Origin of the sequence: Mycolicibacterium gilvum (assembly GCF_900454025.1) — a bacterium.
In the GTDB taxonomy this organism is placed as follows: Bacteria; Actinomycetota; Actinomycetes; order Mycobacteriales; family Mycobacteriaceae; genus Mycobacterium; species Mycobacterium gilvum.
In genome coordinates, this window is the sequence record NZ_UGQM01000001.1 from 5,724,777 (window position 1) to 5,743,390 (window position 18,614).

19 protein-coding genes are annotated in these 18,614 nt (G+C 69.2%); 12 read left to right on the forward strand and 7 right to left on the reverse strand.

Annotation, left to right across the window (positions count from 1 at the left end; all coding sequences use genetic code 11):
• Positions 1-82 precede the first annotated feature (82 nt).
• Positions 83-640 carry a TetR/AcrR family transcriptional regulator gene (locus DYE23_RS26960; protein WP_115328625.1) on the forward strand — a complete coding sequence of 186 codons (558 nt, stop codon included), beginning with the start codon at positions 83-85 and terminating at the stop codon, positions 638-640.
• Positions 641-651: 11 nt separating this feature from the next.
• Here the strand turns inward: DYE23_RS26960 and DYE23_RS26965 are convergent, their stop codons facing one another.
• Positions 652-1,224: a TetR family transcriptional regulator gene (locus DYE23_RS26965; protein WP_013473093.1), complete on the reverse strand. Its 573-nt coding sequence runs from the start codon at positions 1,222-1,224 to the stop codon at positions 652-654.
• A 30-nt stretch (positions 1,225-1,254) separates the two neighbouring features.
• Here DYE23_RS26965 and DYE23_RS26970 point away from each other — a divergent pair, with 30 nt between their 5' ends.
• The gene (locus DYE23_RS26970) at positions 1,255-1,929 is read left to right on the forward strand and encodes a class I SAM-dependent methyltransferase (RefSeq protein ID WP_011892001.1); all 675 of its coding nucleotides are present in this window, start codon (positions 1,255-1,257) and stop codon (positions 1,927-1,929) included.
• Here DYE23_RS26970 and mmpH read toward each other — a convergent pair.
• The 4 genes from mmpH to DYE23_RS26990 all read right to left on the reverse strand — a co-directional run bounded on the left by mmpH (position 1,926) and on the right by DYE23_RS26990 (position 5,551).
• Positions 1,926-2,990, reverse strand: coding sequence for an MMP endo-(1,4)-3-O-methyl-alpha-D-mannosidase (gene mmpH, locus DYE23_RS26975; protein WP_011892000.1), 1,065 nt, complete (start codon positions 2,988-2,990; stop codon positions 1,926-1,928). The genes DYE23_RS26970 and mmpH overlap by 4 nt on opposite strands.
• Positions 2,983-3,708 carry a class I SAM-dependent methyltransferase gene (locus tag DYE23_RS26980; RefSeq protein ID WP_011891999.1) on the reverse strand — a complete coding sequence of 242 codons (726 nt, stop codon included), beginning with the start codon at positions 3,706-3,708 and terminating at the stop codon, positions 2,983-2,985. Before DYE23_RS26980 ends, mmpH begins: the two co-directional genes overlap by 8 nt.
• Positions 3,702-4,937 (reverse strand): MMP alpha-(1->4)-mannosyltransferase, encoded by a 1,236-nt coding sequence (manT, locus tag DYE23_RS26985; protein WP_011891998.1) that lies wholly within the window; start codon positions 4,935-4,937, stop codon positions 3,702-3,704. The genes DYE23_RS26980 and manT overlap by 7 nt, the downstream gene beginning before the upstream one ends.
• A 158-nt stretch (positions 4,938-5,095) precedes the next feature.
• The gene (locus tag DYE23_RS26990) at positions 5,096-5,551 is read right to left on the reverse strand and encodes a PPOX class F420-dependent oxidoreductase (RefSeq protein WP_013473096.1); all 456 of its coding nucleotides are present in this window, start codon (positions 5,549-5,551) and stop codon (positions 5,096-5,098) included.
• A 49-nt stretch (positions 5,552-5,600) separates the two neighbouring features.
• On the opposite strand from DYE23_RS26990, the gene DYE23_RS26995 reads away from it, so the two are divergent.
• From DYE23_RS26995 to glgX, 10 genes are all read left to right on the forward strand, one after another.
• Positions 5,601-5,906, forward strand: a complete 306-nt coding sequence (locus DYE23_RS26995; RefSeq protein ID WP_013473097.1) for a DUF222 domain-containing protein — start codon at positions 5,601-5,603, stop codon at positions 5,904-5,906.
• Between the two features lie 25 nt (positions 5,907-5,931).
• The gene (locus DYE23_RS27000; RefSeq protein ID WP_013473098.1) at positions 5,932-7,224 is read left to right on the forward strand and encodes an MFS transporter; all 1,293 of its coding nucleotides are present in this window, start codon (positions 5,932-5,934) and stop codon (positions 7,222-7,224) included.
• A 45-nt stretch (positions 7,225-7,269) separates the two neighbouring features.
• Positions 7,270-8,664 carry an acyl-CoA dehydrogenase family protein gene (locus DYE23_RS27005; RefSeq protein WP_013473099.1) on the forward strand — a complete coding sequence of 465 codons (1,395 nt, stop codon included), beginning with the start codon at positions 7,270-7,272 and terminating at the stop codon, positions 8,662-8,664.
• 157 nt (positions 8,665-8,821) lie between these two features.
• The gene (locus DYE23_RS27010; RefSeq protein ID WP_115328626.1) at positions 8,822-10,666 is read left to right on the forward strand and encodes a hypothetical protein; all 1,845 of its coding nucleotides are present in this window, start codon (positions 8,822-8,824) and stop codon (positions 10,664-10,666) included.
• The gene (locus tag DYE23_RS30965; RefSeq protein WP_011891992.1) at positions 10,663-10,815 is read left to right on the forward strand and encodes a hypothetical protein; all 153 of its coding nucleotides are present in this window, start codon (positions 10,663-10,665) and stop codon (positions 10,813-10,815) included. Before DYE23_RS27010 ends, DYE23_RS30965 begins: the two co-directional genes overlap by 4 nt.
• Positions 10,812-11,210 (forward strand): hypothetical protein, encoded by a 399-nt coding sequence (locus tag DYE23_RS27015; protein ID WP_115328627.1) that lies wholly within the window; start codon positions 10,812-10,814, stop codon positions 11,208-11,210. Before DYE23_RS30965 ends, DYE23_RS27015 begins: the two co-directional genes overlap by 4 nt.
• Positions 11,207-12,493 carry a hypothetical protein gene (locus tag DYE23_RS27020; RefSeq protein WP_115328628.1) on the forward strand — a complete coding sequence of 429 codons (1,287 nt, stop codon included), beginning with the start codon at positions 11,207-11,209 and terminating at the stop codon, positions 12,491-12,493. The genes DYE23_RS27015 and DYE23_RS27020 overlap by 4 nt, the downstream gene beginning before the upstream one ends.
• A gap of 24 nt (positions 12,494-12,517) precedes the next feature.
• Positions 12,518-13,204, forward strand: a complete 687-nt coding sequence (locus DYE23_RS27025; RefSeq protein WP_011891989.1) for a PAS and ANTAR domain-containing protein — start codon at positions 12,518-12,520, stop codon at positions 13,202-13,204.
• Positions 13,201-13,788, forward strand: coding sequence for a nicotinamidase (locus DYE23_RS27030; protein ID WP_115328629.1), 588 nt, complete (start codon positions 13,201-13,203; stop codon positions 13,786-13,788). Before DYE23_RS27025 ends, DYE23_RS27030 begins: the two co-directional genes overlap by 4 nt.
• A gap of 64 nt (positions 13,789-13,852) precedes the next feature.
• On the forward strand, positions 13,853-16,009 hold the full coding sequence (gene glgX / locus DYE23_RS27035) for a glycogen debranching protein GlgX (RefSeq protein WP_115328630.1): 2,157 nt from the start codon (positions 13,853-13,855) through the stop codon (positions 16,007-16,009).
• Positions 16,010-16,176: 167 nt separating this feature from the next.
• Here glgX and DYE23_RS27040 read toward each other — a convergent pair whose 3' ends face one another.
• Positions 16,177-17,469, reverse strand: a complete 1,293-nt coding sequence (locus DYE23_RS27040) for a maltokinase N-terminal cap-like domain-containing protein (protein WP_115328631.1) — start codon at positions 17,467-17,469, stop codon at positions 16,177-16,179.
• 34 nt (positions 17,470-17,503) lie between these two features.
• On the reverse strand, positions 17,504-18,580 hold the full coding sequence (locus DYE23_RS27045; protein ID WP_235660499.1) for an ICP22 family protein: 1,077 nt from the start codon (positions 18,578-18,580) through the stop codon (positions 17,504-17,506).
• Between the last annotated feature and the right edge of the window lie 34 nt (positions 18,581-18,614).

Sequence of the window (18,614 nt, forward strand, 5' to 3'; positions counted from 1 at the left end):
GGTCGCAAGGGGTGGAGGTGATTACGTGACGACGGCTCCCGCCTCGACAGCCCTCGCGCCTACAACCATGCCGCCCACAACCATGACCGACCGCCTCCTCGACGGGCTGGCCTTCTCGATCGTCGAACGCGGCTACCGGGAAACCACCGTCGCCGACATCGTCCGCCACGCGAAGACCTCCAAGCGCGCCTTCTACGAGCAGTTCGCGAGCAAGGAGCAGTGCCTCATCGAACTGCTCCGCAACAACAACACCGATCTGATCGCCCACATCAACACCGCGGTCGACCCCGAATCCGACTGGCGCGAGCAGATCGGCCAGGCCGTGGACGCCTACATCGGTCACATCAGCGCCCGCCCGGCGATCACCCTGTGCTGGATCCGCGAAGCACCCGCCCTCGGCGCAGTCGCGCGGCCCTTGCACCGTCAGGTCATGCGCGACCTCACCGAGATGCTGACGGCCCTGACCGGCAGCTCCGGTTTCCGGCGCGCCGGCCTGCAACCGATAGAACCGGCCATCGCGCTGATCCTGCTCGGCGGATTACGCGAGCTGACAGCACTTTTCGTCGAGGACGGCCGGGACATGCGCGGCATCGCGGGCCCGGCGACGGCAGCCGCCGTCGCACTGCTCGGCCCGCACTGAGACGGGCTGCGTCAGCCGCCGAGTATCAGGCGGGCGGAGCGCTCCAGCTTGTCGGCGATCTCCTCATACGACGCATAGCCCATTCCCGCACGGACCAGCGCGCCGGAATAGAGCATCTCCAGCGCGTCGAGCACGTCGGGATCGGTGTCGGGGCCGAGCGCGTCGGCGAGCCGATCGCGAATGTCGAGCCCGATACGCTGCCGCAGCACCTCGACGTCGGGATCCCTGCCCAGCAGCGCGGTGGTGACCGCCCCCGCGAACTGCGGCTCGTCGGCGACCAGCAACGAAATGTGCCCCAGCACCTCGATCACCCGCGCGGCCCGGTCGGCGGCACCGTACTCGCAGCGCGGGGAGCTCGTGAGGCGCCGCCAGAAGACCTCGGCGACGAGATGCTCTTTCGACGAGAAGTAGGTGTAGGCCGTGGCCGCCCCGACACCCGCCTCGGCGGCGACCCGGCGCACCGTCAGCGCACCGAAGCCGTCACGCCTGAGCAGGTCGACGGCGGCCCGGCCCAGCCGGTCCACGGTGTCGGCCTGCCTGGCCGTCAAGCGCCGCCGAGTCGACTCCAGAGTCGGATCGGACACATGTCCGGACGCTACTACAATGAGGTCCCGATGGATACCACCGATGCCGCATTGCCGCCCGCCGCTGCCGCCCTGTTCGAGTTCGCCGACACGGTGATCGGCTTCATGCCCGCCGACGAGGGGCGCGCGCTCTACGACACCGCCGTGCAGTACCTCGCCGACGGCGTCGGCGTCGAGATCGGCACGTACTGCGGCAAGTCCACGGTGATGTTGGGCGCCGCCGCCGCACAGACCGGTGGGCTGATCTACACCGTCGACCACCATCACGGCTCCGAGGAGCACCAGGTCGGCTGGGAGTACCACGACGCGTCGATGGTCGACCCCGTCACCGGTCTGTTCGACACCCTCCCGACGCTGCGCCACACCCTCGATGCGGCAGGCCTCGACGACCACGTCGTCGCGATCGTCGGGCGCTCCCCCGTCGTGGCGCGCGGATGGCGAACTCCGTTGCGGTTCTTGTTCATCGACGGCGGACACACCGAGGACGCGGCCAACCGTGACTTCGACGGCTGGGCCCGCTGGGTCGACGTCGGCGGCGCACTGGTCATCCACGACGTGTTCCCCGATCCCGCCGACGGCGGCCGGGCCCCGTTCCTGATCTACCAGCGCGCGTTGAAGACCGGTGACTTCCGTGAGGTCCGTGCGACAGGATCGATGCGGGTGCTCGAGCGGGTATCCGGCCGCCCGGGCGAACTCGCCGCTTAGCGCTCGCTGATCACGCACTCGCAGTCGTACACGCCCTCAAGGCCTCTCGGCAGATCCGCACCCCGGAAGATACCGCTGCCCGGCGTCGTGGACGACAACGCGTCGGCGGCCAGGATCACCGCCGCACCCGTCCAGGTGGTGCGCTCCACGGGCCAGCGCTTGCCGTCGGCGTACACCAGACCCGTCCAGTAGGAGCCGTCCTCCTCACGGAGGTGATGCATCGCGGCGAACTGCTCGTGAGCCCGCGCCCGGTCGCCGATCGCGTCCAGAGCCATGACCAGCTCGCAGGTTTCGGCGCCGGTGACCCAGGGGCGGTCGTCCACACACCGGATTCCGAGTCCGGGGACCACGAAGTCGTTCCACCGCTCGTCGATGCGGGCCTGCGCACGCGGACCTCGAAGCGCGCCACCGAGAATCGGGTAGTACCACTCCATCGACCAGCGGTCCTTGGTGACGAACGCATCCTGATGATCGGCGATGGCGTGGCCCAGGCGGCCGACGGCGACCTCCCACTCGGGCTGCGGGTCGTCGACGTAGTCGGCGAGCGCGAGGGCACACCGGATGCTGTGGTAGATGCTGGCGCACCCGGTCAGCAGCGCCTCGTCAGCGATGCCGCCCTGCCCACGCGCCCAGGCGATCTCACCGGTGCCGGACTGAAGCTCCAGCACGAAGTCGATCGCCTTGGACACGACCGGCCACATCGTCGCGGCGAACGCGCGGTCACCGGTGACGAGCACGTGGTGCCATACCCCGGTGGCGATGTAGGCGCAGAAGTTGCTGTCGCTGTTGGCATCCTCGATCACGCCGTCGCGCAGCTGGATCGGCCAGGTGCCGTCCGCGCGCTGGGTGGTGCGCGACCATTCGAACGCGGCGCGCGCCGGTTCCCACAGGCCGGCCACAGTGAGTGCCATCGCGTTCTCGATGTGATCCCACGGGTCGGTGTGGCCGCCGACCGACCACGGAATCGCGCCGCTCGACTCCTGCGTCGCGGCAATGGATTCGGCTGTCTGCCGGCACTGGGCCGGAGTGAACACCCCCGGCACACCGGGAATGTCATGCATCGGTATCGGCGGGCTTCCTGAAGTACAGAGCGACGCTCTTGCCGATCAGCGGGTTCAGCGCGGCTTCCGCGGTGCGCGTCAGCCACGGCTGACTCATCATGTCCCAGACCAGCAGCTTGTGATAGGCCGCCACCGCGGGGTGGTCGTTCTTCTCTGTTCCCACAGCACATTTGAGCCACCAGAACGGCGAGTGCAGCGCGTGCGAATGATGGGTGTGCGTGAGCGTGAGGCCGTGCGCGAGCACCTTGTCGCGAAGCTCGTCGGCGCGGTAGATGCGGATGTGGCCGCCCTCGTTGGCGTGGTACTCGTCCGACAGCGCCCAGCAGATCCGCTCGGGAAGCCACCGGGGGACGGTGATGGCAAGCGCCCCACCGGGTTTGAGTACGCGGACCAACTCCGAGATCGCCTTGTCGTCGGCGGGGACGTGCTCGAGGATCTCGGAGGCGATGACGCAGTCGAACGTGCCGTCGGCGTAGGGCAGTTCCAGGGCGTCGCCCTTGACGGCCTCACCCTTGGCCGACGCCGGCGCCTCGCCCTGCTCCTTCATCGCCTGCAGGATCTCGTCGACATCGTTGAGATCCGATGCGCTCTGGTCGAATCCGATGACGTCCGCACCGCGGCGGAACGCTTCGAAGGTGTGCCGGCCGGCGCCGCAACCCACGTCGATCACCTTGGTCCCGGCACCGACGCCGAGACGGTCGAAATCCACGGTCAGCATGTCGCGACCCTCTCACATGCTCGCTCGTACACCGCGACGGTCTGCGCGGCGACGGATTCCCAACTGAACACTTCCAGCGCACGCCGGCGGCCGTTGTCGCCCAGGCGACGCAGTTCCCGCGGCGAATCCAGCAGTTCGCCGAGCACCGAGGTCAACTCGGCCACATCGGCGGGCTTGACCAACCGCGCACACTGGCCGTCGGCTCCGACGACCTCGGGCAGCGCTCCCGCGCGGCTCGCCACGATGGGCGTGCCACTGGCCATCGCCTCCACCGCGGGCAGCGAGAAGCCCTCGTACAGCGAAGGGATGCACGCGACTTCGGCCGAGGCCAGCAGGCCGGCGAGTTCGGAGTCCGACAGTCCGCTGGAGATGTGCACGATGTCGGAGATGCCGAGTTCGGCGATCAGCTTCTCGGTCGGACCGTTGGGCTCCAGCTTGGCGACGAGCTGCAGCTCCAGGTCGCGCTCGACGCGCAGTCGCGCCACCGCGTGCAGGAGGTGGCTGACACCCTTGAGCGGGACGTCGGCGCTCGCGATCGCGATGATGCGGTTGCGGACCCGGTGCTCGGCCGGCTGGAACAACTGGGTGTCGACGCCGAGGGGGACGACGTTGAGCTGCTCGGGTGTCACGCCGAAGTCCTCGGCGATGTCGGCGGCCGACGTCGACGACACCGTCACCAGTTCGGGGATCTTGCGTGCGACGTCCTTCTGCATCTCAGCAAATCCGTACCACCGGCGCACGAGCGGCTTGCGCCACCACTTGGCCGCCGCGACCTCGAGCACCTTGTCCCGGGTGATCGGGTGGTGGACGGTGGCCACCACCGGCATCCCCGACTCGGCGATGGTCAGCAGTCCGGTGCCCAGGCACTGATTGTCGTGGACGACGTCGAAGTCGCCGCGGCGCGCGGCGAGCAACCGGGCGGCGCGCATGCTGAACGTCTTCGGCTCGGGAAAGCCGGCCGTCCACGTGGTCAGCAGCTCTTCGAGGTCGATGCTGGACCTGATCTCGCTGGGTCGCGGGATCCGGAACGGATCCGGTTCACGGTAGAGGTCGAGGCTCGGCACCTCGGTCAGCCGCACCCGGGGGTCGAGGATCTCCGGGTAGGGCTGTCCGGAGAACACCTCGACGTCGTGACCGAGTTCGACGAGCCCACGGCTCAGATGCCGGACGTAGACACCTTGGCCACCACAGTGGGTCTTGCTCCGATACGACAGCAGGGCAATGCGCATGATCAGCTCACAAATCCTGGAGAGCGGCCCTGAGCTGGCCGAACTGAGTGGAGCAAGGAATCCGAACCCTCCTGGACATGTGTCCAGACTATAGTTTGACGTGCTAGCTGACGCAACGCGCCCGCGTGCTCTGACTACCACAGTCGCGGGCGGACGGCCTAACGGGGAGGGAAGCCCCCGGTGGCGATCGGGCCCCACTGCTGCGGGGTGACCCTGATCAGGCACTTGCCCTGGTCGCGCATCGCCTGCCGGTACTCGTCCCAGTCGGGATGCTCCCCGGCGATCGACCGGAAGTAGTCGACGAGCGGTTCGACGGCGTCGGGCAGATCGACGACCTCGGCCGCACCGTCGACCTGGACGTACGGCCCGTCGAACTCATCGGAGAGCACCACCACGCTCGCGTGCGGATGACGGCGGATGTTGGCGGTCTTGGCCCGCTGCGGATAGGTCGCGATGACGATACGGCCCTCGCCGTCCACGCCCCCGGTGACCGGGGAGCTCTGCGGTGATCCGCCGGAGCGGAACGCCGTCAGCACCATCCTGTGCCTCGGGCGGACGAACTCCAGCAGGTCGGGCAACGCGACGTGATCGGCGGTGGCGAACTTTCGGGCCATGGCGCCAGCGTATCGATAGTTGTCGGTCCCCCTTTCTAGGCTGTCGAACATGAGTTCGAAGAAGGAAGTGATCGCGGCGCTCGACGCCGTGGACCGTGCCCACCGGGCGGCAGCCGCGCTGCCGTTCCAGAGCCTCGCGCCCGCCGACCAGCGCGCGCTGCTGGTTCGCCTCGACGCCGTGGCCAAACAACTGGCGGTGACCCAGCGCCGGCTGCTCGGACAGATGGTCGCCGGCCCCCCGCCGGTCGAGCTGGCGGGAGCGCCGTGGGCCGAGGTGCTCGCGCGGCGCCTGCGCATCTCGGTCGGCGAGGCGCAACGCCGCATCTCGGAGGCCGCCGCGCCGATAGACTCCTGAGCGCTCGCTCAGCATGGGAGGTCCGGTGACGAGGTTCGACAGCGCGGCGATCGCCGAGTGGCGCCGCTACGGCACGGTTCCGCTGGCCGCCGGCCTCGGCTACTCCATGGGCGTCATCCACGTGTACTCCCTGGGTGCGTTCATGGGTCCGCTGCAGGACGAGTTCGGCTGGAGCCGCGCGCAGGCGTCGGTCGGGTTGACGATCGTCGGGATGGCCGCGGCGGTCGCCGCGTTGCCCATCGGGCTGATGGTCGACCGGTTGGGCCCCCGCCGGGTGGGCATCATCGGCGCGGGGCTGATGGCCGGAGCGTTCGCGCTGCTGGGCACCGCGACGGGCACCATGGGCAACTGGATCCTGCTGTGGTCGGTGCTCGCCTTCGCCTGCTTCTGGGTGCAGACCACCGTGTGGACGTCGGCGGTGGCGAGCCGATTCGAGACGTCGCGCGGTCTCGCATTCGCGGTGACGCTGTCGGGCGGCTCGCTCGCCGCCGCGGTGTTCCCACCGCTGGCCACCCTGCTGATCGGCGAATGGGGTTGGCGCGGAGCCCTTTTCGGCCTCGGCGGACTGTGGGGCGGCCTCGTGCTGATCGTCGTGCTGCTCTTCTTCCGCGGCGCCCAGGACGACAAGAAACCTGCGCCCGCCCGGACCGTGATCGCGCCGACGGCCGCGGCGGCCGACCTGCCCGGCGTGACGCTCGCCGAGGGACTGCGGTCGGCGACGTTCTACAAGCTCCTGGTCGCCGCCGGGTTGTTCGCGTTCACCACCCTCGGCATCGTCGTCCACCTGGTACCGATCCTGCGCGATGCGGGAGCCGAGCCGCTGGCCGCGGCGGGCACCGCGGCGCTCGTGGGCATCTTCTCGATCGTGGGCCGGCTCGGGGTCGGGCTGCTGCTCGACCGGTTTCCCGGACGGGTGGTGGGTGCGTGCGCGTACCTCGTGCCGATCCTGGGTTGCGCGGCGCTGCTCATCGACGGGAGCAGTCCGCTCAGTCAGACGGTCGCGGCGGCGCTGTTCGGGCTGACCCTCGGCGCCGAGGTCGACGTGATCGCCTACCTGGCATCGCGGTACTTCGGGCTGCGCAACTTCGGCGGCCTGTTCGGCGGGTTGGTGGCCGCGCTGTCGCTGGGTACCGCCTTCGGCCCGCTGGCGGCAGGGGCGACGTCCGACCACTTCGGCGGCTACACCAACTTCCTGATCCTGACCATCGTGTTGATGGGGATCAGCAGCCTCGCTCTCGCCAGCCTCAAAGCACCGCCGGACTGGACCGTCACCAGGCCGGAGGAGGACGCCCAGGCCGACCGATTCCCCCGGCCGTGAAGTGGGTACCAGTGAACACATGTGCACTCAACCCGGGGGTTCGCCATGACGTTCGACATCACTCCGACCGCCGCGCAGCACGACCTCGCGCGGCGCGCCCATGAGTTCGCCGAGGACGTCGTCCGCCCTGTGGCGGCCGAATACGACCAGCGGCAGGAGTTCCCGTGGCCGGTGCTGGAGGAAGCCGCCGCCCGCGGCTTCTACAGTCCGCTGTTCTACCGCGACCTGATCGGCGACCCGACCGGCCTGTCGCTGCCCATGTTCATGGAGGAGTTGTTCTGGGGTTGCGCGGGCATCGGCCTGGCGGTGGTGATGCCGGCGCTGGCGTTGTCGGCGATCGGTCAGGCCGCCTCGCCCGAGCAGATGCTGCAGTGGGCCCCGGAGTGCTTCGGCACGCCCGGCGACCTGAAGCTCGCCGCACTGGCCATCTCCGAACCCGAGGGCGGTAGCGACGTCCGCAACCTGCGCACCACAGCCCGCCGGGCGGGCCCGGAACCCGACGCGGACTGGATCATCGACGGTCACAAAATGTGGATCGGCAACGGCGGCATCGCCAACGTCCACGTCGTCAACGCGGTGGTCGACCAGGAGCTCGGACACAAGGGGCAGGCGCTGTTCGTGGTGCCGGGCGGAACTCCCGGACTCGACATGGTCCGCAAGCTCGACAAGCTCGGCTGCCGGGCCTCGCACACCGCGGAGCTGAAGTTCAACTCCGTGCGGGTTCCGGCCGATCATCTGCTCGGCGGCCAGGAGAAGCTCGACCACAAGCTCGCCCGCGCCCGCGAGGCGGTCGAAGGCGGCAGGCACTCCGGCTCGGCGACGCTGGGCACCTTCGAGCAGACCCGGCCGATGGTCGCCGCGCAGGCCCTCGGGATCGCGCGGGCCGCGCTGGAGTACGTCACCGAGTACGCCAACCGCCGGGAGGCCTTCGGCGCGCCGATCATCGACAACCAGGGCATCTCGTTCCCGCTGGCCGACCTGGCGACCGGCCTGGATGCGGCCCGGTTGCTGACATGGCGCGCGTCGTGGATGGCGGCCACCGGCGTGCCGTTCGAACGCGGCGAGGGGTCGATGTCGAAGCTGGCCGCCAGCGAACTGGCGGTACGGGCCACCGAACGCGCGATCCAGACGATGGGCGGCTACGGCTACGTCAAGGACCACCCGGTCGAGAAGTGGTACCGCGACGCCAAGCTGTACACGATTTTCGAGGGCACGAGCGAGATCCAGCGCATCGTGATCTCGAACGCGCTCGGGGCGGCCGAGGGAAGACCACCCCTGCACGTGGACCTGGACCCGACGGGCGGGCCGTTCAACCGTCTGCTCGGGCGCGGCACGCCGGCGAGGACACGCGCGGGGGCGAGGGCGCTGACGCTCAAGGACCGGGTTCCGGCACCGGTGATGCAGATGGCGATGAAGGTGCTCAAGCCCCCACGAAAATGATCCGATGTCGCGTGTCTGCGCAGCTCACGCGTTTGCATACCCCAGGCCGGGGGAATCTCAATGTCCGGTAAGTACCCGGTACCCCTGGTTTCGCCTGGGTGATTCTGGCAATATTACCGACGAGTAAGGTCCGTGAGGCACGGGATAGGGGAAGACGATGGAGCTCTCACTGCAGGCGGAGGTGTTGGCGCAGGGCAGCGAAGGGGGCGGCGCCGCCATCAGCGAGATCATCACGCTGTCGGCCGCCGGTGCGGTCATCGCGGTGATCCTGCTCTGGATCGGCTGGATGCACCGCACCCGCAAGATCACCTGGCTGGCACGCCTGGGCGACTGGTCGGGCCGGCGATTCAAACGCCCGCCCTGGGTCGCGCTGCCGATCGGGCTGTTCATCTCCTCGATCATCTGCGCGCTGTTCGGCTTCATCTGGGACGTCAGCCTGCATATCGGCAACGGCCGTGACGACGGCGCCCTGGCCAACCCGGCGCACTACTTCATCCTCATCGGGCTGTTCGGCATCTTCGTCGCCGGCTGCACCGCGATGGTCCTCCCCCTCGACGAGAAGCCCGGCGTCGCCGCGGTCCGCATCACCGACGACTGGTACGCCCCGGTGGGCGGCATCGTGATGGCCGGCTGCGGCGTGTACGCCCTGCTGGGCTTCCCGCTCGACGACATCTGGCACCGCATCTTCGGCCAGGACGTCACCCTGTGGGGACCGACGCACCTGATGATGATCGGCGGCGCGGGCTTCTCGACGCTCGCCGCCCTGTACCTGGAGTACGAAGGCCGCAAGGCCCGCACCGGCACCGAAGACGTCCCGCGCGACGGCCTCGGCCTGAAGTTCGTGCAGTACCTCGCGTTCGCCGGCGTGCTCATCGGCGCGTCGGTCTACCAGATCGAGTTCGACTTCGGCGTCCCGCAGTTCCGTCAGGTGTTCCAGCCGATGCTGATCGCGGCGGCCGCCGGGCTCGCCCTCGTCGCCGCGCGCATCTTCATGGGCCGGGGCGCCGCACTGATCGCCGCGCTGATCGCGATCGGTCTGCGCGGAATCGTCGCACTCGCCGTCGGCCCGGTTCTCGACGCGCCGATCAACTGGTTCCCGCTCTACCTCGGCGCGGCCGTGGTAGTCGAGCTCGTGGCCCTGACTCCCCTGATCAGGAAACCGATCCTGTTCGGACTCGTCGCCGGGCTCGGCATCGGCACCGTCGGGCTCTACCTCGAATCCCTGTGGATCGGCGCGGTGTACGCGTTCCCGTGGCCGACCAGCATCTGGCCCGAGGGACTGGCGATGGCGGTCCCCGTCGCGATCCTGACCGGCGGCTGCGGCGCGCTGGTCGGCATGGTGCTGACCGGACAGCGGCTCCCGAGCCGCGGGATCAGCATCGGCCTCGTCGTGCTCACGGTCCTGGCGATCGGCGGTGCCGCGGCCAACGGGCTGCGCTACGACGTGCCGCAGAACGCGTCCGCATCCGTCACCCTCACCGAGGCCCCGCCGGTCAACGGCGAACGCTTCGTGACCGCCGACGTGCGGTTCACCCCGCCGGACGTGATCAGCGAGGACCCCAACTGGGTCTCGGTGCTCGGCTGGCAGGGCGGGCTGCCCAACGACCGCGGGATGTTCCTCGACCACCTCGACGAGGTCGGCCCGGGCCACTTCCGCTCCACCGAACCCATGCCGGTGTCGGGAACGTGGAAGACGCTGCTGCGCGTGCACGACGGCAGCACGCTGACCGCCGTACCGATCTATCTGCACGGCGACCCGGGGATCGGCGCTGAGGAGGTGCCCGCCGAGGCACAGTTCACCCGGCCGTTCGTCTCGGAGATCACCATCCTGCAGCGCGAGCGCAGCCCCGACATCCCGCAGGCGCTGTGGCTGATCGGTTGCCTGGTGGTGCTGGTGTGCTCGCTGGCGATGATCGCCGGGATCACCTGGGGTGGTGGCCGGATCAACAACAGTGAGCCCTCCGGCAGCGAGGCCGAGTTCCAACCGTCCGCCCAGTCATGACCGCGTCAGCGCAGGAGGTGGTGATCCTCGCCGACCACCCCATCTGGCTGGCCGTACCGGCGTTCGCGCCGGCGCTGATCATCGCCGGCGTGATCGTCTACATCGCCGCCCGCAACCGGCGGCGTCCCGACCAGGAAAAGGAACAGTGACCCGTCTGCTCACCCTCGTCGCCGGCGTGGCCCTGCTCGCCGGCTGCGCGAGTTCCCCCGACAGCGCGACCCCCCCGAGCAGCTCCTCCGAGAGCCCGGCCGCATCCGGCGCGCACCAACCACCACCGGAGGGGCTGGTCATCGACGTCACGATCAAGGACGGCACGGTCACCCCGACCAACGAGCAACTGCGGGCCGGGCTCGACGAGCCGATCGTCATCCGCGTCGACAGCGACGCCGCCGACGAACTGCATGTGCACTCCTCACCGGAGCACAGCTTCCCGGTGGCCGTCGGGCCGGCGCAGTCGTTCGAATTCAGCGTCGCCGTGCCCGGCCGTGTCGACGTCGAACTCCACGAGACGCACACCACCATCGCGACGATCCAGGTGCAGTGACTGCGCAGATCCTCGCCCATGGTCTCGGCGGCTCCACGGACCTCCCCATCCCGTTCACCTACGCGCTGATCGGTGCCGCGTGGACGCTGACAGCCACCTTCGCGGTGGTCGCATTCGCCTGGCGCACGCCGAAGTTCGACGCCGCACGGCCCGGCCGCGCGCTGCCGCCATGGGTCACGCGGTCGGTGGACGCCCCGGCGACACGGTGGGTGCTGGCCGCGGCCGCGCTGGGGCTGACCGGATGGGTGGCCGTCGCAGCCGTCCGCGGACCGCAGACCTCGGAGAACCCGCTGCCCGGGGTGTTCTACGTCCTGCTGTGGGTCGGGGTGGTCGCGCTGTCGCTGGCGATCGGCCCGGTGTGGCGGGTGCTCTCGCCGGTGCGCGCACTGCACAGATTCCTCGGCGGCCGGAACCTGGGCCGCCGCTATCCCGACGCGCTGGGTTACTGGCCCGCTGCGGCGGGTCTGTTCGCGTTCGTCTGGCTCGAGCTCGCCAGTCCCGACCCCGGATCGCTGGGCGCGATCAAGATCTGGCTGGTCGTCTATCTCGCGGTGACGCTGGCCGGGGCGTTGTGGTGCGGACCGCGGTGGAATGCGCGGGCCGATCCGTTCGAGGTGTACAGCGTCGTCGCATCCCGCTTCTCGTTGTTCGGCCGAAACCCCGACGGCCGCATCGCGATCGGCAATCCGTTCAACCGCCTCCTGACGCTGCCGGTGCGGCCCGGCGTCGTCGCGGTGCTGTCGGTGCTGCTCGGGTCGACGGCGTTCGACAGCTTCTCGGCGATGCCGCAGATACGCCGGCTCGTCGACGAGCTGACCGACTCCGCGCTCGCCGCGACCGCGTTGCGCACCGTCGGACTGGTGCTGTTCGTGGGCATCGTCGCCGCGACGTTCACCCTGGCCGCGCGGTGCACCGGCGGAGTGGACGCGCGCACCCGCCGGGAACTGCCGGGGCTGCTTGCGCATTCGCTGATCCCGATCGTGCTCGGCTACGTGTTCGCCCACTACCTGACCTACCTGATCGAGCGGGGTCAGCAGACGGTGTACCGTCTCTTCGGGTCAGCGGACGCCGAAGTGGTGTATGTGCTTTCGATGCATCCAGGGCTGCTGGCCAGTCTTAAGGTCGGGTTCGTGCTGTTCGGCCATGTCGCAGGGGTGATCGCCGCGCACGACAGAGCGCTCGCCGTGTTGCCCCGGCAACACCAGCTCACCGGACAGCTCGCGATGATGCTCGTCATGGTCGGGTACACCTTCACCGGGTTGTACCTGCTCTTTGGCGGCTGAGGCGCCTGGGGGAGGCGGTTGTCGATGTCGACTGGGGATTCACCGGAGCGGACGGTCACCGGGAACGCGCCTGCGCGCGTCGGGTGGTTCCGGTACTACTTCGCCGATGACCGCTGGGAATGGTCGGACGAGGTCGCCATGCTGCACGGCTACGAGCCGGGCACGATCACCCCGACCACGGAGATCGTGCTCTCGCACCGGCATCCGGACGACCGCGAGGAAGTCGCGGACATGCTCGGACAGATCCAGCACACCGACGACGCCGACCGCGCCTACGCGACCCGGCACCGGATCATCGACACCCGGGGGCGCACGCACGAGATCGTGATCATCGGCGACAGGCTCCTCGACGACACCGGCCGCACGATCGGCGCGCGCGGGTTCTGCGTCGACATGACCCCCAGCGACACCCAGACGAAGGCCGCGATCTCGTCGGCGCTGGCCGAGATCACCGAGAACCGGGCAGCCATCGAGCAGGTCAAGGGCATGCTGATGCTGATCTACCGGGTCGATGACGACACGGCGTTCGAGCTGCTGCGCTGGCGGTCCCAGGAGGCGAACGTGAAGTTGCGCCTGCTCGCCGAACAGCTGATCCGCGACTACAACGAACTGGTCTACGACGAGATCCTGCCGAACCGCGCCACGTTCGATCATCTGCTGCTGACCGCCCACCAGCGGATGAGCCGCAGCGGCGATACCGTGGAGCAGTGAGCACCCCGGCGACCACTCGAGCCCTTGTCATCGTGGATGTGCAGAACGACTTCTGCGAGGGTGGATCGCTGGCGGTCGACGGCGGCGCGGCAGTCGCGCGCGGCATCAGCACCCTGCTCGGCTCCCGGGGGATCGACGGCAGCCACAGCTATAGCCATGTGGTGGCGACCAAGGATTTCCACATCGATCCGGGTGCTCATTTCTCCGACGAGCCGGACTACGTGGACTCCTGGCCCGTGCACTGCGTGGCCGGGTCCGAGGGCGCCGAGTTCCATCCCGACCTCGACACCGCGGCGGTGGACGCGGTGTTCTACAAGGGGCACTACTCGGCTGCCTACAGCGGGTTCGAGGGCACCGACGACGACGGCACCTCGCTGGCCGACTGGCTTCGTGAGCGGAACGTCGACGCGCTCGACGTCGTCGGCATCGCCACCGACCACTGTGTGAAGGCCACCGCGGCCGACGCGGTGACCGCCGGCTTCGCCACCCGTGTGCTGCTGGACCTGACCGCGGGGGTCTCGCCCTCGACGACCGGTGCCGCGATCGACGCGCTGCGCGCCGCCGGCGTGGTGATCTTGCCCTGACGTGGTTTGCGGGGTGCGTTAAACGGGCAGTTCAGCGTGCGCCCGATCAATAGGAAGGTGTCCCTTGACTACCGTCGTTCAGCCCACCACCACTCACGAACTGTGGCCCGGAAAGGCCTATCCGCTGGGGGCCACCTACGACGGCTCCGGCACCAACTTCGCCCTGTTCAGTGAAGCCGCGGAGAAGGTCGAGCTCTGCCTGTTCAGCGACGACGAATCCGGGCAGACCGTCGAGACCCGGGTGACCCTGCCCGAGGTCGACGGCTTCGTCTGGCACTGCTTCATCCCGAACATCGAGCCCGGTCAGCGTTACGGCTACCGCGTCCACGGCCCGTACGACCCGGCCAACGGGCAGCGGTGCAACCCGAACAAGCTGCTGCTGGACCCGTACTCGAAGGCCATCGACGGGAACTTCGACTGGAACCAGTCGCTGTTCTCGTACAACTTCGGCGACCCGGACAGCCGCAACGACGACGACTCGGCCGACAGCATGCCGAAGTCCGTCGTCATCAACCCGTACTTCGACTGGGGCGTGGACCGTCCTCCGGGCCACGAGTACGCCGACACCGTCATCTACGAGGCGCACGTCAAAGGGCTGACGCAGACCCATCCCGACATCCCCGAGCAGATCCGCGGCACGTACGCCGCGGTCGCGCACCCGGCGATCATCGACCATCTGACGGCGCTGGGTGTCAACGCGATCGAGCTGATGCCGGTGCACCACTTCGCCAACGACTCGACGCTGATCGACAAGGGCCTGTCGAACTACTGGGGCTACAACACGATCGGCTTCTTCGCCCCCGACTCGAAGTACAGCTCCAATGCGAACCCCGGCGGACAGGTCCAGGAGTTCAAGGCGATGGTCCGCGCGCTGCACGAGGCGGGCATCGAGGTGATCCTCGACGTGGTCTACAATCACACCGCCGAGGGCAACCACATGGGTCCGACGTTGTCGATGCGCGGTATCGACAACGCCGCGTACTACCACCTCGTCGACGACGACAAGCGGTACTACATGGACTACACCGGCACCGGCAACAGCCTCAACGTCAGCCACCCGCACTCGCTGCAGCTGTTGATGGACTCGCTGCGGTACTGGGTCACCGAGATGCACGTCGACGGGTTCCGCTTCGACCTGGCGTCCACGCTGGCGCGTGAGTTCTACGAGGTGGACCGGCTGGCGACGTTCTTCGAACTGGTGCAGCAGGACCCGACCGTCAGCCAGGTCAAGCTCATCGCCGAGCCGTGGGACGTCGGCCCGGGCGGCTATCAGGTGGGCAACTTCCCGCCGCAGTGGACGGAGTGGAACGGCAAGTACCGCGACACCGTGCGCGACTTCTGGCGCGGCGAGCCGGCGACGCTCGACGAGTTCGCGTACCGCCTGACCGGGTCGGCGGACCTCTACGAGCACACCGCGCGCCGTCCGGTCGCATCGATCAACTTCGTCATCGCCCACGACGGCTTCACGCTGCGCGACCTCGTCTCCTACAACGAGAAGCACAACGAGGACAACGGCGAGGACAACAACGACGGCGAGAGCCACAACCGGTCGTGGAACTGCGGGGTGGAGGGGCCGACCGACGACCCGGAGATCCTGGCGCTGAGGTCCCAGCAGGAACGCAACTTCCTGACCACCCTGTTGCTGTCCCAGGGCGTGCCGATGATGTGTCACGGCGACGAGCTCGGGCGCACCCAGGGCGGCAACAACAACGGGTACTGCCAGGACAACGAGATCACGTGGATCGACTGGAACAACGTCGACACCGGCCTGTTGGAGTTCACCCGCACGGTGTCGCAGCTGCGCGCCGCCCACCCGGTGTTCCGCAGGCGCCGGTTCTTCAGCGGTGAGCCGCTCGGCCGCCGCGGCCAGGAGGGCCTGCCCGACATCGCCTGGTTCACCCCGGACGGCGCGGAGATGACCGGCGAGGACTGGGGCTCGGGTTTCGCGAAGTCGGTGGGGGTCTTCCTCAACGGGCACGGCATCCCGGACATGGATCCCCGCGGCCAGCGGGTGATCGACGACTCGTTCCTGCTGTGCTTCAACGCCCACTACGAGCCGATCGACTTCACGCTGCCGGCAGCCGAATTCGGCAACGCGTGGCAGCCGGTGATCTACACGGTCGACGGAGCGGTCATGGAGGGATCGAGGCCGCTGCCCGCCGGGGCGAAGCTCACCGTCGAGGCGCGCGCGGTGATGGTGCTGCAGGCGACCACCACCTGAAAGTCGTTGTGCGGCATCATGCTTAACGGCCCGGTTACGCCCGTTTCGGCGTAACCGTGTGTTAACTTGATGACGCTGTTGCAACCGTGGCCGCCACTGGCCGGGCGGGCCGGGGCGTAGGAGCCGAAGAGCGGCGGCGACCTACCCGGGCGGTCACGGTTGCCAGCTCACGAGACGAGTCGCTGGATCGAGCGCATCGGAATCGGCAGCCACGACGGGCGGAAGCGCGCCTCGTAGGCGGCCTCGTACACGGCCTTGTCCAATTCGTAGGCGGCGAGCACGTCACCCGACGCGCGCGGATCTTCGCCCGCGACCGCGGCGTAGCCGGCGCAGAACGCGTCGACGTTGCGGTCCACCCAGGACCGGGCCCGTTCGGCCATCTGCGGGTCACCGCCGCCGGTCACCACCTGCTGGTATGCCGCGTACTCGAATGAGCGCAGCACGCCGGCGACATCGCGCAGGGGCGAGTCGGGGCGCCGGCGTTCCTCGAGCGGCTGGCCCGGTTCGCCTTCGAAGTCGATGAGCAGCCAGCTCTCGGGGGTCCGCAGCACCTGCCCGAGGTGCAGATCTCCGTGTATCCGGTGGACCCGGATCGGCCGGTCGGCGAGGCGGCGGAAGCGTTGTTCGATCTGCGGCGCGTACGGCGCCAGCTCGGGGGCAGCCCTGGTGGCCGATCGGAGTCGTTCCAGCACGGTGTCGATCGGGAACTGCGCGACGGATGTGCCGAGTGTGTCCGCGAGCGTCGCGTGGACCGACGCCACGGCCGCTCCGAGCCGACGGGATTCGTCGGCGAAGTCCCCGCCGACCTCGTTGGCGAACAGGTCGTGGACGCTGGCGGTCGCCATGTCCCAGCCCTCGGCGCTGTTGGCGGCGAACGCGGTCACCATGCCGAGCGCGCATGAGGACGTCTCGAACGAGCCGAGCAGGGTGGCGACGTGCGGGTTGCCCGCCCGCGCGAGCACCCGGTTGAGCTCGATGTCGGGGTTGACGCCCGGCGTGACGCGGCGAAAGACCTTGAGCATCGCATCTTTTCCGAAGATCACGCTGGTGTTGCTCTGCTCGGCGCCCGACACCTTCGCGGGCGCGTCGACGGGCAGCGTGACGTCGGGCTCTCTGCTGAACGTCAGTTCGCCGATCGTCTCCGACCTGTTGATCAGGCTCAGCAGCCGTCCCGCCGCTTCGGGATTGAACAGCGCGTCGTAGGCGACGCGGGTGCCGTCGGGACCGGATGCGGTGCCGATCAGCGCGGCCTCGCCGTAGCCGTCGACGGGCTCGCTCTCCCACTGGACCAGCACCTGATACCGCTCACTGGACCCGTCGGTGTAGGCGACGTCGAGGAGCACATGGTCGAGACCGCCTCCGAGTGCCGTCACGGCAGCCGGTTCGACCGAGGCGAGTTCCCGGGTGCGGCCGGCGTACCAGCGCCGGTGAATGATCCATTCGCCGAATGCCAGCGTCATGGTGTGGAACCTACCCAGGCGGGCGGGATAACAATCAGGCCAGGAAACGCTCGGCGCCGGTGGTGCGGATGAACCGGACGCTGTTGGCCTGCCGGTAGCCGATCATGCCGCCGCCCACGGTCAGGAACAGCAGGCCCGCGACGCCGGGCAGCGCGACGGCCGCGATCTCGGCGAGGGTCGCGTTCGCCGCACCCCCGCGGGCGAACAGGCCGGCGCGCGTCGACTGTCCGGCGGCCGGGCCGGACTGCAGCGGGACCGCCGCGCCGGGGGTGGACGCCACCGACCCGCGGATCGCCGGCGTGCGGACGCCGGCGACGCCGGGTTGGGTGATCGCCGGTGCCGCACCGCTCGCGGTCACCTCGGTCGGGATGCGGGTGGGTCGTCCTGCGACCGTCGTCGACCGCGGCACCGTCACCAGAGGCGCGCGGACCACGACGGGCTCGGACACCGCCGCGCCGCCACTCCCGTCGCCACCGCCGGTGGTGCCGGAGAACGCATCCGCGACGGGTGCCTCCTGCTGGGTCCGGAAAGCCGGGCCGGGCGGCGGGGGCGCGGGCAGGATGGCGACCCGTAACGCGCGCAGATACTCGCTGAGGCTCGGCACCGGAACGACCAGGGTGCCGTAGAAATTCGCCGCGCTCGGCCAACTGCCGGGGGCGATCTCGCCGGCCGCCGGCAGCCGGAACCAGGGGATTTCGATCGAATTGCTGTAGATGCTGTTCTGCGGCCCGGGTGCGAGGGGTCCGTAGCGCCCGTTGATGCGGGCGGTGGAACCCCCGCTGCGCACCGGCACGGGATCGCTGCGCTCCTCGTCGTCAGGAGTGCGTACGGGGAGCTCGTCGGGCTCTTCGTCGGTGACGCCGCCGCCGGTCTCGTCCGGGTCGGTCTCGTCAGAGCCGGTCTTCCCGGAGCCGGTCTCGTCCGGGTCGGTCTCGGCCGGGTCGGTCTCGGCCGGGTCGGTCTCGACGGAGCCGGACCCGCTGGGTTCGGATCCGGTGTCGGCGGTCGAACCGGTGTTGCCCGAGTCCTGACCCGATGTCTCAGAACCCGGATCGGCCCACACCGGGGCCGCCACGGCCGTCCCGCCGAAGACGAGCGAGAGTGCGAGCACACCGGCAACCGCAAAGGTGCGCTGTGTGGGCCCG